We start from the raw sequence: 18,338 nt of genomic DNA, 5'->3' as shown, positions 1-18,338 counted from the left end.
TCTCCCATTCTCGTTGCTTCTTCTTGGTCGACTCTTGCTGGCCGGCACTTCGGCCGGTCCACCTAATGCACAGGACGCACCGGGATCAAGCAGCCCGCCGGATTGGCCGAATAGCGGGGCTCAGCCATGCGGTTCCGCGCTTGAATCCGCTCCCGCGGGCGGGCATAAGGACGCGGTCTCCGCTAAAAAAGCGCCCATAGCCCAAGGATTTATGATGCCCGCCTATCGCTCCCGCACCACCACCCACGGCCGCAACATGGCGGGTGCTCGCGGCCTCTGGCGCGCCACCGGCATGAAGAACGAGGATTTCGGCAAGCCGATCATCGCAGTGGTCAATTCCTTCACGCAATTCGTCCCCGGCCACGTCCACTTACAGAACCTCGGCCAGCTCGTGGCTCGCGAGATCGAGAAGGCCGGCGGCGTGGCGAAAGAGTTCAACACCATCGCGGTCGATGACGGCATCGCGATGGGCCATGACGGCATGCTCTACAGCCTGCCCTCGCGCGAGCTGATCGCCGACAGCGTCGAATACATGGTCAATGCGCATTGCGCCGACGCGATGGTCTGCATCTCCAACTGCGACAAGATCACGCCCGGCATGCTGATGGCGACGCTGCGCCTCAACATCCCGACCGTGTTCGTCTCGGGCGGCCCGATGGAATCGGGCAAGATCCTGCTCAAGGGCAAGAAGCGCGCGGTCGATTTGATCGATGCGATGGTCGCGGCCGCCGATTCCAACGTCACGGACGAAGAGGTCGCGGTGATCGAGCGCTCGGCCTGCCCGACCTGCGGCTCCTGCTCCGGCATGTTCACCGCGAACTCGATGAACTGCCTGACCGAGGCGCTCGGCCTCGCGCTGCCCGGCAACGGCTCGGTGCTGGCGACCCACGCCGACCGCAAGAGCCTGTTCGTCGAGGCTGGCCATCTGATCGTCGACCTCGCTCGCCGTTACTACGAGCAGGACGACGCCAAGGTGCTGCCGCGCAATATCGCGAGCTTCAAGTCGTTCGAGAATGCGATGACGCTCGACATCGCGATGGGCGGCTCGACCAACACCGTGCTGCATCTGCTCGCCGCCGCGCGCGAGGGCGAGGTGCCGTTCACGATGGCCGACATCGACCGGCTCTCGCGCAAGGTGCCGGTGCTGTGCAAGGTCGCGCCCTCGGTGCAGGACGTGCACATGGAGGACGTGCATCACGCCGGCGGCATCATGGCGATCCTCGGCGAGCTCGATCGCGCCAAACTGCTCACCACCGATGGGCCGACCGTACACAGCGCTACGCTCGACGATGCGCTGAACCGCTGGGACGTGATGCGGACGTCAAGCGACAAGGTGCGTAACTTCTATCGTGCCGCGCCCGGCGGCGTGCCGACCCAGGAAGCCTTCAGCCAGGACCGCCGCTTCGACGAGGTCGATCTCGATCGCGAAAAGGGCGTCATCCGCGATGCCGAGCATGCCTATTCCAGGGACGGTGGCCTCGCCGTCCTGTTCGGCAACCTCGCCGAGGACGGCTGCATCGTGAAGACCGCCGGTGTCGACCAGAGCATTCTGAAATTCTCCGGCCCGGCGCGCATCTTCGAGAGCCAGGATGCATCTGTCGAGGCCATTCTCGGCAACAAGGTGAAGGCCGGCGATGTCGTGCTGATCCGCTATGAGGGACCGCGCGGCGGCCCCGGCATGCAGGAGATGCTGTACCCGACCAGCTATCTGAAGTCGAAGGGCCTCGGCAAGGCCTGCGCGCTGATCACCGACGGCCGCTTCTCCGGCGGATCGTCGGGCCTGTCGATCGGCCACGTCTCACCGGAAGCCGCCGAAGGCGGCCTGATCGGCCTCGTCGAGGAAGGCGACATCATCGAGTTCGACATCCCGAACCGCAAGGTCAACCTCAAGGTCGATGATGCCGAGTTGCAGCGCCGCCGCGCGGCGATGGTCGCCAAGGGCAAAGCCGCGTGGAAGCCGGCTGCGCCGCGCAAGCGCGCGGTCTCGACCGCGCTCAAGGCCTATGCGGCCTTCGCCAGCAGCGCGGCCAAGGGTGCGGTGCGCATCCTGCCGGAGGAGTAAGCGGCGTCAGGTCACGTGCAGATCGGCCGCTTCGATCCGGATGCGGTCGGCATGCAGTGACCAGTCGCACAGCGACTGTTCCTGACAGAATTTGATCTTGGCCATTTCGGTAGCCTGACCTTCGCTCAGCGCGTCGATTTCGAGCGCGCCCTGGCAGACCTCGCGCTGGCGGCCGTTGCCGCCGAGCACGTCCTTCATGAAGTGGACGACGAAGCGTGACATGGAACCCTCCCTGCTGGAACCGGCAGAGCCCGGGAAATAGATGCTAGCACCGACGTGAGACGGGTGTGAGTTAATTCTGGCGCCGACGCGTACGGCTGTCGCAGCCGGGATAATAGTGCGGCGATCTGTACGATCCGCGACACCGGACCGAGCGGCTCTCTCGCGTGAGGAACGCATCAGCCGCCGGGGTTCCCTCCCCCCCTTGCGGGAGAGGGAGCCCGACAGATGTGCTTACCTTACAAAGACCCCGCGACCGGGAGCAACGCGGTCACCACAGCTACTGCGGCACAAATCCGAACGCTTTCTCGAACCGCTTGGCGTAGACTGGCCAGACCTCGGGATTGATGATGCGCGGCGGGCGCTTACCGTCGAGGGCGTAGAGCAACTGCTCGGCGGCGATGCGGCCCATGTTGATGCGGGCCTCGCGGGTGACGCCGGCGGTGTGCGGGCTCGCCAGCACGTTGTCGAACTGCAACAGCGGATGATCCGGCGGCGGCGGCTCCTTGGCCCAGACGTCGAGCCCGGCGCCGGCGATGCGTTTGTCGCGCAAGGCTTGCTCGAGCGCCTTCTCGTCGTGGATGAAGCCGCGCGCGGTGGTGACGAAAAAGGCGTGCGGCTGCATCAGCGCGAACTCGCGGGCCCCGATCATGCCGCGGCTCTTGCTGTCCAGCGGACACGAGATCGAAACGAAATCCGAATGGCGCAAGAGATCGTCGAGCTCGACCTTCTCCCCGCCCCGCTTTGCCACCTCCTCCGCGGTGAGGTAGGGATCGTAGGCGATCACCTTCATATGCAGCAGGCCACGGCACAGCTCGGCGATGCGACGGCCGACATTGCCGAGGCCGACGATGCCGACGGTCTTCTCCTTCAGCTCGTTGCCGATCAGATCGTTGCGGTTGACGTTGGGCTCGCGCCGCAGCCGGCGATCGGACTGGATGATGCGCTTCGACAGCGTCAGCATCATCGCCAGCGCGTGCTCGGCAACCGAATTGGCGTTGCCGCCGGACTGATTGACCACCAGCACGCCCGCCCTGGTGCAGGCCTCGACATCGACAGGATCGAAGCCGGCACCGTTCGAGGACACGATCAGCAGGTTCGGCGCGCGCTTCAACAGCTCGGCATGGGCATGGAAGTGCGGCGCCAGCTCGTCGCGCGCGGCGCCGATCTGGTAGGCATGCGCGTCGGCCAGGACCGGCGCGAACTGCGCCTCCGGCGTCTCGTTCTCCAGTCGGTCGAGCCGGACGTCCGGCCGCTGCTTCATGATGTCGACGTAGATGTCGTGGGCGAGGTATTTGACGTAGAACACGCGCTTGTTGTTGACGGTCATCTCTTCTGGCAGCTTTCGGTTGGGGAAGTCGTCAAGTCCTGCGGGATTATCGATCAGCTCACTCCGCCTTCATGCCGGCGGCCTTGATGATCGGCCCCCATTTGTCGTAGTCGGCCTTGATCTTGGCGGCGAACTTCTCCGGCGTCGAGCCGATCGGGATCGCGCCGAGCCTGCCGAGCCGCTCCTTCACGGGTTCAGTGTTGAGTGCCGCGACGAAATCGCGCGAGATCTTTGCCACCAGATCGGGCGCCATGCCGCCCGGCCCGAGCAGGCCCCACCACACCTCGGTGTCGTAGCCCGAGATAGTCTCGGACATGCTGGACACATTGGGCAGGAATGGCGCCCGCACGGCGGTCGTCACCGCCAGCGCGCGCACCGTACCGGCCTGCAACTGTCCGACTGACTCGGGACCGTTGTTGAACGACATCGGAATCTGGCCGCCGAGCAGATCGTTGATCGCCGGCATGCCGCCCTTGTAGGGGATCGCGTTGATGTCGAGCCCGGCGAGGTTCTTCATGAGTTCGCCGGCAAGGTGCGTCGAGGTACCGTTGCCGGCGTGGGCAAACGACAGGCTGCCGGGCTTCGCCTTCGCTGCCAGGACGACATCGCCCACCGTCTTGAACGGCGAGTCCGCGCGCACCAGCAGCACGTTTGGCGACGACGCCAGGAGCGAGACCGGCGAGAAATCCTTGAACGTGTCGTAGGGCAGCTTTGGATAGAGGAACGGATTGGTGGCGTGGCCGCTCGCCACCATGATCAGAGTGTAGCCGTCAGGCGCGGAGGTCGCGGTCGCCTGCGAGGCGATAACGCCGCCGGCGCCGGCCCGGTTCTCGACCACGATCGATTGGCCCCAGGTCTTGGAGACGACATCGGAGAGCGTGCGCGTCAGCACGTCGACGCCGCCACCGGGCGGATAAGGAACGAGAATGTGAACCGCCTTGCTGGGGAACTGCTGGGCCGACGCAGCGCTGGCCGCGATCATCGCCGCTACAGCGATGGCTGTCCGCCAGACCCACCCGGCCATGCAAGCCTCCCCCGTCCTTTGTCGTTGCCGCCTGTATCGCATGCCGGACCAGCAGCAGGACCGCCGGATTCCGCAGATCGCGTTGCGACCGGGGCATGTTGACAATCACATGCGTCCCGTCAAGTTTCGGAGCCGCAAGCGGCCTTTCAGCGTCGCGCGTTCAGGGAGAACAGGATGGCGGCCGCCGCGGAACAGAGCTCAGCACAGGGCAAAGCGACGACTTGGCACGGCATCGTGCTTGAGACGCTGAAGCGCAACGAGATCAAGCTCACGCCGTATGTGCCCGACAAGGTGCTGACGCCGCTGATCAAGAACCTGCACGCCGATCCCTATTTCACGACGTTTCCGACCGCGCGTGAGGAGGAGGCTGTCGGCATCGTCTCCGGTGCCTGGATGGCGGGAATGCGCGGCGCGGTGCTGATGCAGACCTCGGGCTTTGCCACGCTGGCCAATGTGCTGGCCTCGCTCGCGGTGCCCTACCAGATCCCGCTGATCATGTTCGTCTCCGAGCGCGGCACGCTCGGCGAGTTCAATTACGGCCAGGCGCTGGTCTGCCGCACCATGCGCCCGGTGCTGGATTCGCTGGCGCTGGAGCACCACACCATCACAAGGCTCGACGAGCTCGAATTCATCGCCGACCGCTCGATCAAGCAGGCCATCACCACCCAGGCGCCGGTGGCGCTGATCCTCAATCCGCTGCTCACCGGCGGCAAGACGTTCGACAAGTGAGCGCAGCCATGACCACCACACAGCGCAACACCAAGGTGATGAACCGCTTCGAGCTCACCCAGCGCCTCATCAAGGGTCTCAAAGACGAGGCCGTGATCGGCGGCATCGGCAACACCAATTTCGACCTGTGGGCCGCCGGCCACCGGCCGGAGAATTTCTACATGCTGGGCAGCATGGGCCTCGCCTTCCCGATCGCACTCGGCGTTGCGCTGGCGCAGCCGCAGCGCCGCGTGTTCGCACTGGAGGGCGACGGCTCGCTCTTAATGCAGCTCGGCTGCCTCTCGACCATCGCGACGCTGGCGCCGAACAACCTCACCATGGTGGTGATGGACAACGGCATCTACCAGATCACGGGCAGCCAGCCGACCCCGGCCGCCGCCCATACCGATGTGGTCGCGATCGCACTCGCCAGCGGCCTCGCCAACAGTTCCTGGGCCGCCGACGAGGACGATTTCGAACGCCTGATCGCGCAGTCGATGACGGCCTCGGCACCGACGCTGATCGGCGTCCGCATCGACGACAAGCCCGGCACCGGCACGACACGGCGCGATCCGGTGCAGATCCGCGAGCGGTTCATGCACGGCATGGGCGTGAGGCAGCCGCTGTAGGCAACCTACCGGGAGTGTCACCGCCCAGCTTGTTGTTCAGCGATCCAGTGTTACAGAGACGCCGGTGCTGGAATCGAGAGGTCCCGGCGTACTGGATACCCCGCATGCGCGGGGTATGACACCGAGTGTGGGCGGTTTGATCGCCTCGCAAAGATGACGGCAGTCGCCTAACGCCGTCTCAGTTCAATCGTAGCTCGGTAATATGCCGCAGGTCCGGCTTCAGCTCACCGCGCTCGACGCGCTTGACGATGTCGGTGAGCGCGGCGTTGGCGGTGCAGGCGATGCCGAGCCTTTCACCCTCGCGCACCACGAAACCATTGAGGAATTCGATCTCGGTGCGGCGGCCCTTCTGCATGTCCTGGCCCATCGAGGGGCGCTGTGCCGATGAGGTGCGCTTGGAATCCTTGAAACGCTGCTCGTCGCAGGCGCGCATCGCGGCTTCGTCGCCCTCGCCGGCGCGGGCGATGGTTTCGGGCGGCAAATGCAGGATCTCTTCGAGCTGATAGCCCTGCGCCTGGCCGACGCGGATCGCCTCGCTGCCGAGCCGGCTCGAGAAGCGGCGCAGCGGCTCGCTCGCGAGGATCTCGCTGCCGGACAGGCCGGTGCAGGCCGAAAGCCCATTTTGCATCACGTTGGCGACCAGCTTCGACCAGCGCTCGCCCCAGAGGTTGGTCGTGACCTTGGCGCTGTCGGAATAGCCGACCAGGCGGCAGACCTCCTCGGTGCGCGGCGTGATCCGGCCGTGCACCTCGCCGGCGCGAAACACGGTATGCGCCGCCCCGCCCTTGCCGGCGCCGCGATGGATATGGCCGGGCTCCGGCAGATTGACCGTGATGCTGCTGGCGATGCAGCCGAGCGTCCTGCCCCAGCCGACCACGCCGGCCACCGTCTCCTCGTTCATGCAATTCTGCAGCGACACCACATAGCCGTCCGGGGCGAGATATTGCCGGATCAGCATCGTGGCCCAGGCGGTGTCGTAGGACTTCGTACAGACGAAGGCGATGTCGACCGGCTGCTCCTTGGCCAGTTGCTGCGCATCGGTGATGTGCAGCGCGCGAACCGGGACCGAGAATTCGGCGACGTCCATCGCGTGGGTGACACGCAAGCCATGCTTGCGCATATGCTCGACATGCTCCGGCCATGGATCGATGAAGGTGACGTCCTCGCCCGCCTGCACCATGTGCGAACCGGCATAGCCGCCGACGGCGCCCGCCCCGACGATTGCGATCTTCCGACCCACGTTGATCTCCCCTGCTCTTTTGATCATTGCTGACCAGTCTAGGGGATCGGCAAGTCAGGCCAAGCGGGCGCTGCATGCAAAAGCGCGGCGGTGCCATGCCGCTCGTCATGGACAAACGCATCCCCGCGGGCAAGGTGCCCGCGGGGATGTCGTTCACAAGGTCGCCTGGTTCAGTCGATGACCTTGATCACCCGTCGGGTGCGCGGCTCGACGATGACGCGGCGATCGTTGACGACCGCGTAGCGGTACTCGCTGTAGCGCGGCACCGGGTGCAGCACGACGGTGTCGGGCAGCGGCTCGCCGACCACGACGCGCTCACGCACCATGACCGACGGCTGATCGCGCGGGATCGCGCCGATCACGGCATTCGGAATCTCGAGCCCGGCGCCGACCGCCGCACCGACCGTGCCGCCGACGATCTCGCCCACGGGGCCTGCGATGTCGCCACCTGCCCGCGCACCGTTGGCCGCGCCGGCAGCCGTGGTGGACTGCGCAAAGGCCGAGCCGGACGCGAGCAGCGACGCGGCGACAAGGGAAGCGGCAAGACGCTTGTTCATGGTTCTCCTCCTCAGGGTTGATCGATGCCCTTCAACATCCGGAGGTAGGAGATCGTTCCGGTTTCCGACGCGCGACGCATCATGCGCGAAACGCAGTTCCGCCTGGTTCGCGCAACCGAATTGCCGCTGCTGGGAGGCGCGCTATCAAAACCTCGAAAAACAACCCCATGCAAAGGAGCAGGCAGCGCCGGCGTTCGACACGACAGCTTGACATGTCGGGCAACTCAGGAGTATTATTCCATTATTCCGAAACTGCATGATCATCCCCGATGCGCCGACAAACTCCACCGTCATCCGGGCGATCCAGTATTCCAGAGACGGTTGTGATCAATCGATAGGCCGCGGCGTACTGGGTCGCACGGTCGAGCCGGGGGACGACACCGAGTGTGTGGCGCCGAGTGGCGTTCACTCCGGCGGTTTTCGCGCGGGCCGCCGCCGTCTGGGCGGTTTTGGCGTCGGCGCAGTCGCCGGCATGATGCGGATGCGCATCGCGCCGCCCTTGGGTTGATCGATCTCGAAGGCGTTGGTCTTGCGGACCAGATCGCTCAGAGTGCGGAAGCCGTAGGTCCGTTGATCGAAGTCGGATGCGAGGTTGGCAAGCTGCCGCCCGACTTCGCCGAGCGTCACCCAGCCGTCCTCGCTCGCCATCTGGCTGATGACCTTCTTGATGATCGGCGTGGCCGCCTCCGGCGGCTGCAAGGGCTGGGCACGCGCGGCCGTGTCCTGATTGCTGGGCGCCCCGCCGCGCAGGTTCTCGGTATAGACGAACCTGCGGCAGGCCTGGCGGAAACTTTCCGGCGTCTTCTGCTCGCCGAACCCGAACACGTCGATGCCGTGCTCGCGGATGCGGGCGGCAAGCCGGGTGAAATCGCTGTCCGACGACACCAGGCAGAAGCCGTCGAACCGGCCGCTGTGCAGGAGGTCCATGGCGTCGATCACCAGCGTGATGTCGGACGCATTCTTGCCGGTCGTGTAGGCGAATTGCTGTTGCGGGATGATGGCGTGCTTGGACAGCACATCGGCCCAACCTCTGGACCTCGGATTGGAGAAGTCGCCGTAGATGCGGCGCACACTGGCCTCGCCGATCTTGGCGATCTCCTCGAACAGCCCGTCGGCGATCTTCGCGGATGCATTGTCGGCGTCGATCAGGACGGCAAGACGCGGCGAACGGAGTTCGGATGGCATGGCATTTCTCAAGCTGGAAGGCGATGGACGGGGATTCAGCAGCCGGCCGCGGAACCGGCGCAGCCGCCGCATCGGAGCACATCGCGTGGTCCAGGGATAGACTCTGCGGCCGCCGGCGGAGCTTCGCGATCGGGCGGTCGCAGCAGGTGCGGCTCAGATCACCTCGCCCATGTCGATCGCCCGCCTTGCGAACTCGACGGCCTTCTCGGCGGTGATCGCATCCGCCGTCGTCGTCGCCTCGTCACGCACCGAGGGCGGAGAGGCGAGCCGGATCTTCTTGCCGTTCGCGCGGCGGATGGTCGCGCGCCAGCGATCGACATCGCGCCGGTAGGCGTCGATGACAAAATCCCGATAGATGACGCCGGTCAGGGGCGATCGATTGGATGCGGTTGCCGGACCGGGCGCGCGGCTGGCGGCGCCGCGAACCATCTCGATAATCGCCTCGACCACATGCTCGCGTGCGACGCCGGCAGTGTTCCTGAGCAGATAGCTCACCGCCGCGTCGATCTGCGCCCTCGCTTGATCGTCGCTGGCAAAATCCAAATCGAGTTGCGCTGACATGACGGGATAAGGGCCTCCTGCCGATGCAACATCCGGCGCCATCGAGGCATCACGCATGTCGCAAGAGACGGTCTAGTCGGCGCCCGTTAAAGCCGGATTATCCGATAGGCCCCGATTTCTCGGATGCCGTTAACGGTTCGATGCCGCTCCGGAGGATGTCCGAAGCGGCATCGATGTGTCGATCAGATCGATATGACGACGATCAGCTCAGAGCAGGCCCGCGCCGCGCGCCCACTTGTACTTGGCGCCAAGCACCTCGACCGGCAGCTCGGTCGAGTAGGCATAGGCCGGGATGCCGTTCTGGTAGAGATATTCGGCGGCTTCCTCGACCTCGACGTCGCCCGCCAGCGAGGCGACCATCGGCTTCACAAAACCCTTGGCCTCCATCTCCTTCTTCACCTCGACCATGTTGCGCGCGAACACCATCGGCGGCGTCACGATGGTGTGCCAATAGCCGAGGATCAAGGCGTGGATGCGCTCATCCGACAGGCCGAGCTTCACCGTGTTGACATAGGTGATCGGCGGCTCGCCGCCGGTGATATCCACAGGATTTCCGGCCGCGCCGAACGGCGGAATGAACTTGCGGAACGCGGCATCGAGGTCCGGCGGCATCTGCATCAGCGACAGGCCGTTGTCGACGACCGAGTCGGACAGCAGCACGCCGGAGCCGCCGGCGCCGGTGATGATGAGGACGTTCTCGCCCTTCGGCGTCGGCAGCACCGGCACGCCGCGGGCGAATTCGAGCAGTTGCCGCAAGGACCGGGCGCGGATCACGCCGGACTGCTTGAACACGTCCTCATAGATCTTGTCGTTGCCGGCGAGCGCGCCGGTGTGCGACGAGGCCGCCTTCGCACCCGCTGAAGTGCGGCCGGCCTTGAGCACGACCACCGGCTTCTTCTTGGCGACGCGCTTGGCCGCTTCGGCGAAAGCGCGGCCGTCCTTCAGGTCCTCGCAGTGCTGCGCGATCAGATTGGTGTTCGGGTCCTGCTCGAAGAAGGCGAGCAGATCGTCCTCGTCGATATCGGACTTGTTGCCGAGACCGACGATCGCCGAGACGCCCATCTTGGCCGAGCGCGAGAAGCCGATGATCGCCATGCCGATGCCGCCCGACTGCGACGACAGCGCAGCGTGACCCTTGACGTCGTAGGCGGTGCAGAAGGTCGCGCAGAGATTGGCCGGGGTATAATAGAAGCCGTAGATGTTCGGCCCCATCAGGCGGATGTTGTATTTCTTGCCGACCTCGACGATCTCGGCCTGCAATTCGGGCGCGCCGGCTTCGGCAAAGCCCGAGGGAATCAGTACGGCACCCGGGATCTTCTTCTCGCCGCATTCGGCGAGCGCGCCGGCGACGAACTTGGCGGGAATCGCGAACACCGCGGTGTCGATCACGCCGGGCACGTCCTTGACGCTCTTGTAGGCCTTGTAGCCGAGAATCTCCTCGGCCTTCGGGTGGATCGGATAGATCTCGCCCTTGTAGCCGCCGTTGATGAGGTTCTTCATCACCGAGTTGCCGATCTTGCCGTCCTCGGCGGAGGCGCCGATCACGGCAACGCCCTTCGGCTGCATGATGCGGCTCATCGCCGCTACGATCTCTTCGGTCGGGCGTGGCGCCGGGCGCGGCTTGTAGTCGAAGTCGACGACGATGCGGACGTCGGCGGCGATCGCATTGGCTTTGGTGGCGAACACCGGGTTGAGGTCGAGTTCGACGATCTCGGGGAAGTCGCTGACCAGCTGCGAGACCTTCACAATCACGTCAGCCAGCGCCTCGCGGTTGACCGGGTCGCCGCCGCGCACGCCCTTCAGCATCTCATGGGCCTGAATGCCGTCCAGCATCGACAGCGCGTCGTCCCTGGTCGCCGGCGCGAGGCGGAAGGTGATGTCCTTGAGGACCTCGACCAGCACGCCGCCGAGGCCGAAGGCGACCAGCTTGCCGAACGAGCCGTCGGTGATCGAGCCGACGATCACCTCGGTGCCGCCGCCCAGCATCTGCTGCACCTGGATGCCTTCGATCTTGGCGTCGGCCTTGTACTTCCGGGCGTTGGCGAGAATGGCCTCGTAGCTTTTCTCGGCGTCCGCAGCGGTCTTGACGCCGACCACGACGCCGCCAGCCTCGGTCTTGTGGAGAATGTCCGGGGAGACGATCTTCATCACCACCGGGAAACCCATGTCGGAGGCGATCCGGGCGGCTTCGGCCGCCGACTTGGCGACGCCCTCCTTCGGCACCGGAATGCCGTAGGCATCGCACACTACCTTGCCCTCGGGCGCGGTGAGACTCGTGCGTTTATCGGCCTTGACCGCATCGAGAACTTTGCGGACCGCATCCTTCGAGTTTGACATTGGCTTCCTCCTGGGACAAATTTTATGGCATTTGGTATGCCAGAGAAGCAATTGTCAAGCTAGCTGACCACTCAAAAACGCCGAAAAAATGCGCGTCTTGACATTCTGGTATTTGGCATGCCAAAAACTATGATACTTTCTTCTGCTAAGAAGACGTCTCCAAGAGGAGGAGACGAATCGTGCCCGAACCAACACAGACCAAGGCGTCGCCTAACAACATGGCCGACACTGACATCGCCATCGTCCGGATCGCGCCGGAGACAAGCTTCAAGAACAAGGCCTACGAGGCCTTGAAAGAAGCGATTCTGAAGATGGATATCTACGCGACGCCGGAGCCGGTGATGCTCGACGAGCGCGCCCTCTCCGAGCGCCTCGGTGTCAGCCGCACGCCGATCCGCGAAGCGATCGCGATGCTCGAGCAGGATGGCTTCGTGAAGACCGTGCCGCGCCGCGGCATCGTCGTGGTCCGCCGCACCAAGGCCGAGATCGTCGACATGATCCGGGCCTGGGCCGCGCTGGAGAGCATGGCCGCGCGCCTGATCACCACCACCGCGCGCAAGAAGGACATCACGGCGCTGCGCGACTTCTTCAAGGATTTCGGCCCGGACCGGCTGCCGCAGGATCACGTCGAGGAATACTCCAAGGCCAACATCGCGTTCCACCAGGCGCTGATCTCGCTGTCGGAATCGCCTGTGCTGGTCGACCTCACCAATGACCTCCTGCTGCACGTGCGCGGCTACCGCCAGCTCACGATCGGCCGCAAGGACCGCACCGCGACCTCGCTGCCCGAGCATCTCGGGATCATCGAGGCGCTGGAAGCACGCGACACCGAACTCGCCGAAAAGCGGGCGCGCGACCACACCCTTGGCCTTGCGGCTTATGTCGAGGCGCATGGCCAAGAGCTATTCACGTAGAGAATTGTTCACTTAAGTCCACTCGCTTCAGACGACAACAGATCGTCCGAACAAGAACGATCAAGGGAGACGATGCCGATGCTGAATACCGCTGTGAAGTCCGAGGCACCGGGCACCGAGCAAGAGCTGACTGATGGCTTCCACCTCGTCATCGATGCGCTCAAGCTCAACGGCATCAACACCATCTACGGTGTGCCGGGTATCCCGATCACGGATCTAGGCCGTATGGCCCAGGCGGCGGGCATTCGCGTGCTCTCGTTCCGCCACGAGCAGAACGCCGGCTATGCGGCCTCGATCGCCGGCTTCCTGACCAAGAAGCCGGGCGTCTGCCTCACGGTGTCGGCGCCCGGCTTCCTCAACGGTCTCACGGCTCTGGCCCACGCCACCACCAACTGCTTCCCGATGATCCTGATCTCGGGCTCCTCCGAGCGCGAGATCGTCGACCTGCAGCAGGGTGACTATGAGGAGATGGACCAGCTCGCGATCGCCAAGCCGCTGTGCAAGGCCGCGTTCCGCGTGCTGCACGCCCAGGACATCGGCATCGGCCTGGCACGCGCGATCCGCGCCGCGGTGTCGGGCCGTCCGGGCGGCGTCTATCTCGACCTGCCGGCAAAGCTGTTCGGCCAGGTGATGAACGCCGACGCCGGCCAGAAGTCGCTGGTCAAGGTGATCGATGCGGCGCCGGAGCAGATCCCCTCCCCATCGGCGGTCAAGCGCGCGCTCGAGGTTCTGAAGGGTGCAAAACGTCCGCTGGTCATCCTCGGCAAGGGCGCGGCCTACGCGCAGGCCGACGAGGCGATCAAGACCTTCATCGAAAAGGCCGGCGTGCCGTTCCTGCCAATGAGCATGGCCAAGGGCCTCTTGCCCGATTTGCATCCGCAATGCGCGGGCGCGGCGCGCTCGACCGTGTTGAAGGACGCCGACGTCGTGATGCTGATCGGCGCCCGCCTCAACTGGCTGCTGTCGCACGGCAAGGGCAAGACCTGGGGCGATGCCCCGAAGAAATTCATCCAGGTCGATATCGAACCGAAGGAGATGGATTCCAACGTCGAGATCGTCGCTCCCGTGGTCGGCGATATCGGCTCCTGCGTTACCGCGCTGCTCGACGGCATGGGCGCGAACTGGCCGGCGGCGCCGAGCGATTGGCTCGCGACCGTGGCCAAGAAGCGTGACGACAACGTCGCCAAGATGGCGCCGAAGCTGATGAGCAACGCTTCCCCGATGGACTATCACGGTGCGCTCGGCGCGCTGCGCGCGATCATCGCGGAGCGGCCGGAGACCATCTTCGTCAACGAGGGCGCCAACACGCTCGACCTCGCCCGCGGCGTCGTCGACATGCACAAGCCGCGCAAGCGGCTCGACGTCGGCACCTGGGGCGTCATGGGTATCGGCATGGGCTATTCGATCGCGGCCGCGATCGAGACCGGCCATCCGGTGCTGGCGGTCGAAGGCGACAGCGCCTTTGGTTTTTCGGGCATGGAGGTCGAGACCATCTGCCGCTACAAGCTGCCGATCTGCGTCGTGATCTTCAACAATGACGGCATCTATCGTGGCACCGACGTCAACAGCGCCGGCGACGATCCGGCGACCACGGTGTTCGTCAAGGGTTCGCGCTACGACAAGATGATGGAGGCGTTCGGCGGCGTCGGCGTCAACGCCACCTCCCCCGACGAGCTGAAGCGCGCGGTCAACGCGGCGCTGGATTCCGGCAAGCCGACCCTGATCAACGCGGTGATCGATCCGGCGGCGGGCTCGGAAAGCGGCCGCATCGGCAACCTCAATCCGCAGAGCGTGCTGCAGAAGAAGAAGTAAGCTATCCCCCTTCAACCCATTTTCCCTGCGGGTGCAGGGGTAGACCAGAGTACGGAGCAAACGACATGACCAAGGCGCTCAAGGGCGTTCGCATTCTCGATTTCACCCACGTCCAGTCGGGGCCGACCTGCACGCAGCTGCTGGCCTGGTTCGGCGCCGACGTGATCAAGGTCGAGCGTCCCGGCGTCGGCGACATCACGCGCGGCCAGCTGCAGGACATCCCGAACGTGGACAGCCTGTATTTCACCATGCTGAACCACAACAAGCGCTCGATCACGCTCGACACCAAGAACCCGAAGGGCAAGGAGGTGTTGACCGCGCTGATCAAGAGCTGCGACGTGCTGGTCGAGAATTTCGGCCCCGGCGTGCTCGACCGCATGGGCTTCCCCTGGGAGAAGATCCACGCCATCAACCCGAAGATGATCGTTGCCTCGATCAAGGGCTTCGGCCCCGGCCCGTATGAGGATTGCAAGGTCTACGAGAACGTCGCGCAGTGCACCGGCGGCGCCGCCTCCACCACCGGCTTCCGCGACGGCCTGCCGCTGGTCACCGGCGCGCAGATCGGCGACAGCGGCACCGGGTTGCATCTCGCGCTCGGCATCGTCACCGCGCTCTACCAACGCACCCATAGCGGCAAGGGCCAGCGCGTCACCGCGGCGATGCAGGACGGCGTCCTCAACCTCGCCCGCGTCAAGCTGCGCGACCAGCAGCGCCTCGCCCACGGCCCGCTCAAGGAATACAGCCAGTTCGGCGAAGGCATCCCGTTCGGCGACGCCGTGCCGCGCGCCGGCAACGATTCCGGCGGCGGCCAGCCCGGCCGCATCCTGAAGTGCAAGGGCTGGGAGACCGACCCGAACGCCTACATCTACTTCATCACCCAGGCCCCGGTCTGGGAGAAGATCTGCGACGTGATCGGCGAGCCCTCCTGGAAGACCGATCCGAACTACGCCAAGCCGCCGGCCCGCCTGCCGCGCCTCAACGAGATCTTCGCCCGCATCGAGCAGTGGACGATGACCAAGACCAAGTTCGAGGCGATGGAGATCCTCAACAAGGACGACATCCCCTGCGGCCCGATCCTGTCGATGAAGGAACTCGCCGAAGACCCGTCGCTGCGCGCCACCGGCACCGTGGTCGAGGTCGATCACCCGACCCGCGGCAAGTACCTCTCGGTCGGCAACCCGATCAAGCTGTCGGATTCGCCGAGCGACGTGCAGCGCTCGCCGCTGCTCGGCGAGCACACCGACGAGATCCTGCGCGAGGTGCTCGGCTTCTCCGATCACCAGGTCGCCGAGATCCACGCTTCCGGCGCGCTCGATCCGCCGCAGAAGCAGGCCGCCGAGTAGCGGCAGCACGCAGACGAGATGCAAATGGCCGCGGGCAACCGCGGCCATTTGTTTTGGGCGACACGCCGTGCCGCATTTCTTGAATCGGCTAGGCCGACAGCAGGTAGTTCTGCGAGTCGAACTGAAGTCCGAACGTGTTGGTGTAGATCGGAATTTCCCCGAGCGGGAAATCGCCGCCGAGGCTGATCAGCGTTCCCACCGGGTCGGGGAATTTGAGCAGGTCGAGCGATGCGCCGACGTTGAAGCCGATTCCCGTCGTGTTGGTCAGGTCGACATCGGGCGTCAGCAGCAGGTCCATGCCGATCAATCCGTCATGATTGATGTCATGGATCGAGGCGTTCTGGATGACATCGAGCGGCGTGCCGAAATGCACCGGAATGATCGTGTCGTCTTCCAGTTTCAGCGAGGCATCGAGACCGAGCGAGGTGAGATCGAAGTGCTGGGTCATGTTGACGCCGCCGTCGACCGACAGGCTGAGCAGGTTGACGAAGCCGAGGTCGAGCGGATTCGGACTGATGCCGAGGGCGGCCAGCGCCAGCGCCACCATGTCGACGTCGAGATTGACGATATCCGCGCTTGCTCCGTCCGAGTGCAGCGTGTTGGTCCCGTTCTGGGAGCCGACCGTATCGACCTGCGGCCACTGCAAAGTGAGTGTCGCCACCGGATTGAGCGGCGGGATATCGATGGTGTCGCTGAACGTCGCGCTGTCGATGCCGAAGATGTTGAAACCGAGATCCAGCGGACCAACCGTCGCACTGCCGCCGATCAGACCGAGCACGTCGACATGCGCCGACAACAGCGCATGGAAGATGAAGTCGAGGCTGTAGGACCCGCCGGCACCGGTGGTGTTAAAGGTTCCCCCGGCTGCCAGCGCGCTGTTGGGCGTGATCAGGAGCGAATCGGTCGTTCTGTTGTAGGCGGTGTCGATGGTGATGTCGTAAGGCAGCGTCGCGTCGATATCGCCCAGCGTCGCATGCAGCGTCGACTGGAAGCCGACCTTCAGCTCGTAATGGCCGCCGGCCGATCCAAGCACGCCAAGGTCGACGCCGGGATCGCCGCTGACGTCGATCCCGAGGAAGCGGCTGTCGTCGAAGCCGCCCGGCAGGCTCGGATCCCAGATGCTCTGGTTGGTCGCCGTGAACGTCTCCTGCGTCGCATTGTGCGCGACATCGAGCTGGATGTGCTGGGAAGTCGTGACCGACGCCGTGTCGGGATCGCCGTTGCCGTTCTCGTCGGCGGTCGCCGTCATCGAGAAATCGAAATTGCTGGAATGATCGGTCGGCAGGAACAGCACAATGTCCTCTGAGGCGGAGTCCCTGATACCGTCGACAAGCGAGTGCGTGATGGCTCCGGCGTTGATGGTCACGCCGGCCGGCAAGTCTCCGAAGACGAGACTGCTCAATAGTTCGGAGCCGTCGATGTCGGCGGTCGTGGCCGTGACATGGAGACGGATCTCGTTGACGGGATCGCCGTCCTGCGGTGCGAGCACCTGGAAGCTGATCTCCGGCTGGTCGGCGACCGGAACGATGTGCATGTTGACGGTGGCGTGATCCTCGCCGCCGTTGGCATCGGTGACGCAATACGTGAAGGAATCGTCGATGCTGTTGGGATCGGTGTTCAGCCCTGCGAAATCGGGGTTCGGCGTGTAGAACAGGCTCTTGCCGTCGGCGGCGATCGTCACCGTGCCGTGGGCGCCCGCCTCCTGGTGGATCTCGGTGATCTTCAGCGAGGCGGTGCCGTCCGCATCGGTATCGTTGCCGAGCACGAAGAGCTGGACCGTCGTGTCCTCGTGGGTGGTGCCGGTATCGTCGATCGCGTCGGGCGCCGCGGGAGCGAATGCCGTGATCTTGTCGCCGACGCTGGTGAGCCGGGCGCCGACCTGGAGATGCGCGATATCGTCGAGCGTGATGTCCTGCGCGGCATCGAGCGTGAAATGCACGCCGTTGATGAGATCGTGGCCTTTGCCGGGCGTGCCGAAGGCGATGCCGACGTCGAACGGCCCCGTGGCGCCGTTCATGTTGACGCCGCCTCCGAGGTTGCTCACGCCGTTCGCCTTGACCTGCTCACCCGTTATGACGCCGTCGGTATCGATGATCGTCAGTCCGGGGAGATCGAGCTCGTTGAAATGAAAAAACAGACCGCGAAGGTCGGCCGTCTTGCTCGGCGAGCCCAGCACTTCGACGGTGAAGTCCAGATTGCCTGCATTTTCGACGACGGTGACGTCGACGGCGATGCCCAGTTTTGCATTGAGCGTGAAGTGAATGCTGCGGGGACAGAACTCAGCCATGGATAATCCTCCAGTGGTGGCGGTTAAGTCGCGCGATGTCGCAGAGGACGTGGGGGACGGCGGATAGAAATAAATAACTTAAAATTGCTTTCATCTACGACACAATCTCAGCGTAGTCGACGCCTCCCTC

General features: G+C 64.7%; 15 protein-coding genes. 6 read left to right on the top strand and 9 right to left on the bottom strand.

All coding sequences use genetic code 11. From position 1 onward, the window contains the following. Positions 1–214 precede the first annotated feature (214 nt). Positions 215–2,062, top strand: coding sequence for a dihydroxy-acid dehydratase (gene ilvD / locus J6500_RS26640; protein WP_225715671.1), 1,848 nt, complete (start codon positions 215–217; stop codon positions 2,060–2,062). Positions 2,063–2,068: 6 nt separating this feature from the next. Here the strand turns inward: ilvD and J6500_RS26635 are convergent, their stop codons facing one another. The 3 genes from J6500_RS26635 to J6500_RS26625 form a co-directional block, all read right to left on the bottom strand. Continuing rightward, positions 2,069–2,284, bottom strand: a complete 216-nt coding sequence (locus tag J6500_RS26635) for a hypothetical protein (protein ID WP_225715670.1) — start codon at positions 2,282–2,284, stop codon at positions 2,069–2,071. A gap of 277 nt (positions 2,285–2,561) precedes the next feature. Continuing rightward, positions 2,562–3,611, bottom strand: coding sequence for a hydroxyacid dehydrogenase (locus J6500_RS26630; protein ID WP_225715669.1), 1,050 nt, complete (start codon positions 3,609–3,611; stop codon positions 2,562–2,564). Between the two features lie 58 nt (positions 3,612–3,669). Beyond that, complete coding sequence (locus J6500_RS26625; protein WP_225715668.1) at positions 3,670–4,635, bottom strand: Bug family tripartite tricarboxylate transporter substrate binding protein; 966 nt, start codon at positions 4,633–4,635, stop codon at positions 3,670–3,672. Between the two features lie 174 nt (positions 4,636–4,809). On the opposite strand from J6500_RS26625, the gene J6500_RS26620 reads away from it, so the two are divergent. Both J6500_RS26620 and J6500_RS26615 read left to right on the top strand, forming a co-directional pair. After that, complete coding sequence (locus J6500_RS26620) at positions 4,810–5,364, top strand: thiamine pyrophosphate-binding protein (RefSeq protein ID WP_225715667.1); 555 nt, start codon at positions 4,810–4,812, stop codon at positions 5,362–5,364. 8 nt (positions 5,365–5,372) lie between these two features. Then, a complete protein-coding gene (locus J6500_RS26615; protein WP_225715666.1) occupies positions 5,373–5,972 on the top strand; it encodes a thiamine pyrophosphate-dependent enzyme in 600 nt (199 codons plus the stop codon). 178 nt (positions 5,973–6,150) lie between these two features. Here J6500_RS26615 and J6500_RS26610 read toward each other — a convergent pair whose 3' ends face one another. The 5 genes from J6500_RS26610 to J6500_RS26590 form a co-directional block, all read right to left on the bottom strand. Next, positions 6,151–7,212 (bottom strand): ketopantoate reductase family protein, encoded by a 1,062-nt coding sequence (locus J6500_RS26610; RefSeq protein WP_225715665.1) that lies wholly within the window; start codon positions 7,210–7,212, stop codon positions 6,151–6,153. A gap of 170 nt (positions 7,213–7,382) precedes the next feature. Beyond that, entirely contained in the window at positions 7,383–7,769 is a 387-nt protein-coding gene (locus J6500_RS26605; RefSeq protein WP_225715664.1) for a DUF1236 domain-containing protein, read from the bottom strand. A gap of 405 nt (positions 7,770–8,174) precedes the next feature. Then, positions 8,175–8,954 carry an NYN domain-containing protein gene (locus tag J6500_RS26600; RefSeq protein ID WP_225715663.1) on the bottom strand — a complete coding sequence of 260 codons (780 nt, stop codon included), beginning with the start codon at positions 8,952–8,954 and terminating at the stop codon, positions 8,175–8,177. 153 nt (positions 8,955–9,107) lie between these two features. Continuing rightward, positions 9,108–9,515 (bottom strand): hypothetical protein, encoded by a 408-nt coding sequence (locus J6500_RS26595; RefSeq protein WP_225715662.1) that lies wholly within the window; start codon positions 9,513–9,515, stop codon positions 9,108–9,110. Positions 9,516–9,722: 207 nt separating this feature from the next. Continuing rightward, positions 9,723–11,852: an acetate--CoA ligase family protein gene (locus J6500_RS26590; protein ID WP_225715661.1), complete on the bottom strand. Its 2,130-nt coding sequence runs from the start codon at positions 11,850–11,852 to the stop codon at positions 9,723–9,725. A gap of 218 nt (positions 11,853–12,070) precedes the next feature. Between J6500_RS26590 and J6500_RS26585 the strand changes: the two genes are divergently transcribed. The 3 genes from J6500_RS26585 to frc all read left to right on the top strand — a co-directional run bounded on the left by J6500_RS26585 (position 12,071) and on the right by frc (position 15,921). Then, positions 12,071–12,766, top strand: coding sequence for a GntR family transcriptional regulator (locus J6500_RS26585; RefSeq protein WP_225715680.1), 696 nt, complete (start codon positions 12,071–12,073; stop codon positions 12,764–12,766). Positions 12,767–12,844: 78 nt separating this feature from the next. Beyond that, positions 12,845–14,578: an oxalyl-CoA decarboxylase gene (gene oxc / locus J6500_RS26580; protein WP_225715660.1), complete on the top strand. Its 1,734-nt coding sequence runs from the start codon at positions 12,845–12,847 to the stop codon at positions 14,576–14,578. A 65-nt stretch (positions 14,579–14,643) separates the two neighbouring features. Further along, positions 14,644–15,921 (top strand): formyl-CoA transferase, encoded by a 1,278-nt coding sequence (gene frc, locus J6500_RS26575; protein WP_225715659.1) that lies wholly within the window; start codon positions 14,644–14,646, stop codon positions 15,919–15,921. A gap of 88 nt (positions 15,922–16,009) precedes the next feature. Here frc and J6500_RS26570 read toward each other — a convergent pair whose 3' ends face one another. Next, entirely contained in the window at positions 16,010–18,208 is a 2,199-nt protein-coding gene (locus J6500_RS26570; RefSeq protein ID WP_225715658.1) for an Ig-like domain-containing protein, read from the bottom strand. Between the last annotated feature and the right edge of the window lie 130 nt (positions 18,209–18,338).

The sequence above is a fragment of the Bradyrhizobium semiaridum genome (assembly GCF_020329505.1).
Lineage (GTDB): Bacteria > Pseudomonadota > Alphaproteobacteria > Rhizobiales > Xanthobacteraceae > Bradyrhizobium > Bradyrhizobium semiaridum.
This window is presented reverse-complemented; position numbering and strand designations above follow the sequence as displayed.

Excerpts from the sequence above, each read along its gene's own strand:
- ilvD (WP_225715671.1), top strand. The coding sequence starts at position 215 with ATGCCCGCCTATCGCTCCCGCACCACCACCCACGGCCGCAACATGGCG.
- J6500_RS26635 (WP_225715670.1), bottom strand. The coding sequence starts at position 2,284 with ATGTCACGCTTCGTCGTCCACTTCATGAAGGACGTGCTCGGCGGCAAC.
- J6500_RS26630 (WP_225715669.1), bottom strand. The coding sequence starts at position 3,611 with ATGACCGTCAACAACAAGCGCGTGTTCTACGTCAAATACCTCGCCCAC.
- J6500_RS26625 (WP_225715668.1), bottom strand. The coding sequence starts at position 4,635 with ATGGCCGGGTGGGTCTGGCGGACAGCCATCGCTGTAGCGGCGATGATC.
- J6500_RS26620 (WP_225715667.1), top strand. The coding sequence starts at position 4,810 with ATGGCGGCCGCCGCGGAACAGAGCTCAGCACAGGGCAAAGCGACGACT.
- J6500_RS26615 (WP_225715666.1), top strand. The coding sequence starts at position 5,373 with ATGACCACCACACAGCGCAACACCAAGGTGATGAACCGCTTCGAGCTC.
- J6500_RS26605 (WP_225715664.1), bottom strand. The coding sequence starts at position 7,769 with ATGAACAAGCGTCTTGCCGCTTCCCTTGTCGCCGCGTCGCTGCTCGCG.
- J6500_RS26600 (WP_225715663.1), bottom strand. The coding sequence starts at position 8,954 with ATGCCATCCGAACTCCGTTCGCCGCGTCTTGCCGTCCTGATCGACGCC.
- J6500_RS26595 (WP_225715662.1), bottom strand. The coding sequence starts at position 9,515 with ATGTCAGCGCAACTCGATTTGGATTTTGCCAGCGACGATCAAGCGAGG.
- J6500_RS26590 (WP_225715661.1), bottom strand. The coding sequence starts at position 11,852 with ATGTCAAACTCGAAGGATGCGGTCCGCAAAGTTCTCGATGCGGTCAAG.
- J6500_RS26585 (WP_225715680.1), top strand. The coding sequence starts at position 12,071 with ATGGCCGACACTGACATCGCCATCGTCCGGATCGCGCCGGAGACAAGC.
- oxc (WP_225715660.1), top strand. The coding sequence starts at position 12,845 with ATGCTGAATACCGCTGTGAAGTCCGAGGCACCGGGCACCGAGCAAGAG.
- frc (WP_225715659.1), top strand. The coding sequence starts at position 14,644 with ATGACCAAGGCGCTCAAGGGCGTTCGCATTCTCGATTTCACCCACGTC.
- J6500_RS26570 (WP_225715658.1), bottom strand. The coding sequence starts at position 18,208 with ATGGCTGAGTTCTGTCCCCGCAGCATTCACTTCACGCTCAATGCAAAA.